This window comes from Flavobacterium columnare NBRC 100251 = ATCC 23463 (assembly GCF_002530675.1).
Lineage (GTDB): Bacteria > Bacteroidota > Bacteroidia > Flavobacteriales > Flavobacteriaceae > Flavobacterium > Flavobacterium columnare.
Window position 1 is genome coordinate 74899 of sequence record NZ_PCMX01000053.1, and the last position, 5489, is coordinate 80387.

Below are 5489 nucleotides of genomic sequence, written 5' to 3' on the forward strand. Positions count from 1 at the left end.
AGATTCATAGTTTCTAGGTGTTTCATAGCTCCTTGGCGAAGATTCATAGTTTCTAGGTCTAGTATTAGTTATATAATCTTGTGTATCTCCTCCATTTCTTCTTGAACCAATATAATTTGGATTGGTATTATAATTTAAAAACGAATTTGAATAGTTTAAATAACTTCCTCCATCATATCCTCCAAACCTTCTTTCTCCACTATAACTGTAATTTCTTCCATAATAATAAGAATTATTCCAACCATAATACGTATTAGTATAGTAAGGGTCATACCAACCAGATCCCCAATAAGGACCATAATACGTATATCCCCAATGAGGGCTATAATACCAATCATTCCAATAACTAAATCCAGAATAATAAGGTCTATATCCCCAATGGTTCCACCATGTTCCATAACTCCATCTCCAATGATTCCAAGAATTATTGTATACATTTACCGTTACCTCTTTATTATTGCCTCCCCAACCTTCATAATTCTTTCTAGATACTATTTTAGTAGTATCTAAAGTTGAAGTATAACTAGCAATATCTGTAAACACTTCTTTATTAGAGATTTTAAAATCATTTGCTTTAGCACCAAAATACTCTTTATAACGTCCACCATCATTATTTTGATCTTTAATCTCTTGAACTATCCTCGTTTCCTTAGGAGTAGAACCATAAATGCCATCATTATCATAATAGGAAATATTTTGATAAGAAGCACAAGCTTGTGCAAGCAAGCCTATGCTTACTAATACTGTTTTAACAACAGCATTTCTTAAATATTGGAAGTTTGTTTTCATTTCTCAATTTTTTATTGTTGGACAATACAAAAATAACTAGTTTTGCACAAATTATTTCAACTTTAACAAATCACAATTTTTGTGCCAAAATACTGATAATGAGCAAGAACTTAACAAAACGCGCAGACGATTATTCCAAATGGTATAATGAACTAGTAGTAAAAGCCGATTTAGCTGAAAATTCAGCGGTTAGAGGATGTATGGTGATCAAACCTTACGGCTATGCTATTTGGGAAAAAATGCAAGCACAATTAGACAAAATGTTTAAAGAAACAGGGCACAGTAACGCCTATTTCCCTCTTTTTGTACCTAAAAGTATGTTTGAAGCCGAAGAAAAAAATGCAGAAGGTTTTGCCAAAGAATGTGCTGTGGTTACACACTATCGTTTAAAAAATGATGAAGAACGACCAGGTAAATTAATGGTTGATCCTAATGCTAAATTAGAAGAAGAACTAATTGTACGTCCTACTTCTGAGGCTATTATTTGGAGTACTTATAAAAACTGGATTCAATCATACAGAGACCTTCCATTACTAATTAACCAATGGGCCAATGTAGTACGTTGGGAAATGCGTACACGCTTATTTTTACGTACAGCTGAGTTTTTATGGCAAGAAGGTCACACAGCACATGCTACAAAACAAGAAGCATTAGACGAAACAGTACAAATGATGAATGTATATGCCAATTTCGTTGAGAACTTTATGGCTATACCAGTAGTAAAAGGAGTAAAAACCGCTAATGAGCGTTTTGCAGGAGCTGAAGAAACTTTTTGTATAGAAGCCTTAATGCAAGATGGTAAGGCATTACAAGCAGGAACATCTCATTTTTTAGGCCAAAACTTTGCCAATGCCTTTGATGTAAAATTCACCAGTTCCGAAGGCAAACAAGAATATGTATGGGGAACTTCATGGGGCGTATCTACCCGTTTAATGGGAGCTTTAATTATGACTCACTCTGACGATAACGGATTAGTACTACCTCCTAACTTAGCCCCTATTCAAGTCGTTATTGTACCTATTTTTAAATCAGATGAAGAATTAGAAAAAATCACGGCAGCAGCTGATGATTTAAGTAATTCCTTAAGAAAGCTAGGTCTTTCTGTTAAGTTTGACAACAGAACCACACAAAAACCAGGGTTTAAATTTGCTGAATGGGAACTAAAAGGAGTCCCTGTTCGCGTGGCTATAGGACCTAAAGATTTAGAAAACGGAACTTTTGAAATTGCTCGTCGTGATACTTTATCTAAACAAGTAGTAACCAAAGAGGACGTAGTATCCTTTATTCAAAGCTTAATGGAAGAAATCCAAACCGAAATGTTCACTAAAGCTTTAAGTTTTAGAAATGCTCATATTACAGAAGTAAACACATTTGATGAGTTTAAAGATATCTTAGAAAACAAAGGAGGATTTGTATCCGCTCATTGGGACGGAACCCCAGAAACCGAAGAAAAAATAAAAGAATTAACCAAAGCAACGATCCGTTGTATCCCTTTAGAACGAAAAGAAGAAAATGGAATTTGTATTTTTTCAGGAAATCCTTCAAACGGAAGAGTCTTATTTGCAAAGGCTTACTAAAAAAAGATAAAAAAAAACAAAAAAAAATTACGAGTGCTATTGCAAAAACAAAAAATGTGTGTATCTTTGCACTCGCAATACGGAAATGATCGCTCAACAAAAGCAATCAAAGTACAAAAAGGCCCGTTCGTCTATCGGTTAGGACTCAAGATTTTCATTCTTGCAAGAGGGGTTCGATTCCCCTACGGGCTACAAAAATTGAAATACTGAAAAAACAAATGCCTTATGGCCCGTTCGTCTATCGGTTAGGACTCAAGATTTTCATTCTTGCAAGAGGGGTTCGATTCCCCTACGGGCTACAACTTTAAAATACTATAAGGCTTCTTGGCCCGTTCGTCTATCGGTTAGGACTCAAGATTTTCATTCTTGCAAGAGGGGTTCGATTCCCCTACGGGCTACAAATTAGTTGTAAATAAGTTTTATAAAATAATTACTTAGTGTCTCGAGTATTATTTTATTAGTTAAAACCAAAGTGATTACCAAGGTAGTTGTGGGAGGTTTTTCTTTTTTAACTAATAGTTTATAAATTATTATTACAATTAAAATTAAAGAACAATGGCAAATCATAAGTCAGCATTAAAAAGAATTAGAAGTAACGAAAAAAGAAGAGTATTAAACAGATACCAACACAAAACTACTCGTAACGCTATCAAAACTATCCGTTTAGCTACAGATAAAGCTGAAGCAGTTGCTAAGTTACCAATCGTTATTTCAATGATTGACAAATTAGCTAAGAAAAATATCATACACGATAATAAAGCTTCTAACTTAAAGTCAAAATTAACAAGACACGTAGCTGCTTTATAATCTATAATTAAGTGTTCAAAAAATAAATCCCGAATCATTCGGGATTTTTTATTTTATTACACCATCAGACCTATCAAAAAAAAAGGGGATCCTACTCAAATAACTTACATATTATTTGTTTTTTTTATAAAGAGAAGAAATCTTTTTAAACTAATCAATACTTAACGATTGAATTAGAAAAAAATAATTGTAATTTTGCACCTTCAAAAATCACACACATGGAATCAATTAGAAATATTGCCATTATCGCGCACGTTGACCACGGCAAAACGACTTTGGTTGACAAAATTATGTACCACTGTCAATTATTCAGAGAAAATGAAAATACAGGAGATTTAATCCTTGACAACAATGATTTAGAACGCGAACGCGGTATCACAATTACTTCTAAAAACGTATCTGTTACTTACAAAGGAACTAAGATCAACATTATAGACACTCCTGGTCACGCGGATTTTGGTGGAGAAGTAGAACGTGTATTAAATATGGCTGATGGAGTATGCTTATTAGTAGATGCTTTTGAAGGACCTATGCCACAAACTCGTTTCGTATTACAAAAAGCAATTGATTTAGGTTTAAAACCATGTGTGGTTATAAACAAGGTAGATAAAGAAAACTGTACTCCTGAAGAGGTACATGAAAAAGTTTTCGATTTAATGTTTGAATTAGGTGCTACTGAAGAACAATTAGATTTTCCTTGTGTATATGGTTCTGCAAAGAACAACTGGATGAGCGAGGATTGGAAAGTTCAAACTTCATCTATAGAACCTCTTTTAGACATGGTTCTAAACAATGTACCTGCTCCTAAAGTTTCTGAAGGTACTCCACAAATGTTAATTACTTCATTAGATTTCTCTTCATTTACAGGCCGTATAGCGATTGGTCGTTTACAAAGAGGTGTTTTAAGTGAAGGAATGAATATTTCACTCGTAAAACGTGATGGCTCTACCACAAAGTCTAGAATTAAGGAATTACATACTTTTGAAGGTCTTGGCCGTAAAAAAGTACAAGAAGTCGTTGCAGGTGATATTTGTGCAATTGTAGGTTTAGAAGGGTTTGATATTGGTGATACTGTGGCTGATTTCGAAAATCCAGAAGCATTAGCTACTATTGCTATTGATGAGCCTACAATGAGTATGTTATTTACAATTAATGACTCACCTTTCTTTGGTAAAGAGGGTAAATTTGTAACTTCTCGTCATATTAAAGATCGTTTAACAAAAGAATTAGAAAAAAACTTAGCATTACGCGTTAATGAAACTGATTCTGCTGATAAATTTATGGTTTTTGGTCGTGGTGTATTACACTTATCTGTTTTAATTGAAACAATGCGCCGTGAGGGTTATGAATTGCAAATTGGCCAACCTCAAGTTATCATTAAAGAAATTGATGGCGTAAAATGCGAACCTGTTGAAGAATTAACCATTGATTTACCTGAAAATGTATCAGGTAAAGCAGTAGAATTTGTAACAGTTCGTAAAGGTGAAATGTTAAGTATGGAGCCAAGAGGCGAACGTATGATTATTAAATTTATCATTCCTTCTCGTGGTATCATTGGATTACGTAACCAATTATTAACAGCTACAGCAGGTGAAGCTATTATGGCACACCGTTTCTTAGAATATCAACCTTATAAGGGTGAAATTTCAGGACGTATTAGTGGCTCTTTAATTTGTATGGAAAACGGAAAAGCAATTCCTTATTCAATCAATAAATTACAAGACAGAGGTAAGTTCTTTGTAGATCCAAATGAAGATGTGTACGAAGGTCAGGTAATTGGCGAGAACTCTCGTGGTGATGATATGGTTGTAAATATTACTAAAACAAAACAGTTAACAAACTTCCGTAGTGCGGGAGCTGATGATAAAACTAGAATTGTTCCTGCTATAAAATTCACATTAGAAGAAGCATTAGAATATATTCAAAAAGATGAGTATGTAGAAGTAACTCCTAAATCGCTTCGCTTACGTAAAATCTTTTTAAATGAAAATGACAGAAAACGTAATAAAATAGCGTAATAAAACACCTAAAACCAGTCTTTAAAGGCTGGTTTTTTTATTTTATATTGATTTTATTTCTTTATTAGAATCTGAAACATTTATTATTAATAGCAGTAAATAATTGCCCACAATACCTATACTTAAATCGTTGTTTTTTGTTGAATTCCTCATTTTATAGTTTCTAGACTTTTACAAGTTGGATATCTCTTTTTTTGAAGTTTTCATAAATAAAAAAAGTTTATTGAAATTTGTTTCAATAAACCCTTCGAAATATCATATTTTATAATGCTTTACAGTATTTTCACCAACCCTTTTT

At 33.3% G+C, this 5489-nt stretch carries 4 protein-coding genes and 3 tRNA genes; 6 read left to right on the forward strand and 1 reads right to left on the reverse strand.

Going from position 1 to position 5489, the window contains the following annotated elements; genetic code table 11:
* The coding region (locus B0A78_RS08375) for a hypothetical protein (RefSeq protein ID WP_097609569.1) at positions 1-789 on the reverse strand (789 nt) is incomplete at its 3' end.
* 98 nt (positions 790-887) lie between these two features.
* On the opposite strand from B0A78_RS08375, the gene proS reads away from it, so the two are divergent.
* The 6 genes from proS to typA all read left to right on the forward strand — a co-directional run bounded on the left by proS (position 888) and on the right by typA (position 5191).
* Entirely contained in the window at positions 888-2366 is a 1479-nt protein-coding gene (gene proS / locus B0A78_RS08380; RefSeq protein WP_014165565.1) for a proline--tRNA ligase, read from the forward strand.
* 120 nt (positions 2367-2486) lie between these two features.
* Positions 2487-2558: transfer RNA gene (locus B0A78_RS08385), tRNA-Glu, on the forward strand.
* A gap of 35 nt (positions 2559-2593) precedes the next feature.
* Positions 2594-2665, forward strand: a tRNA-Glu gene (locus tag B0A78_RS08390).
* A gap of 27 nt (positions 2666-2692) precedes the next feature.
* Positions 2693-2764: transfer RNA gene (locus tag B0A78_RS08395), tRNA-Glu, on the forward strand.
* Between the two features lie 157 nt (positions 2765-2921).
* On the forward strand, positions 2922-3173 hold the full coding sequence (rpsT, locus tag B0A78_RS08400; RefSeq protein WP_014165564.1) for a 30S ribosomal protein S20: 252 nt from the start codon (positions 2922-2924) through the stop codon (positions 3171-3173).
* Positions 3174-3391: 218 nt separating this feature from the next.
* Positions 3392-5191: a translational GTPase TypA gene (typA, locus tag B0A78_RS08405; protein WP_014165563.1), complete on the forward strand. Its 1800-nt coding sequence runs from the start codon at positions 3392-3394 to the stop codon at positions 5189-5191.
* Positions 5192-5489 lie beyond the last annotated feature (298 nt).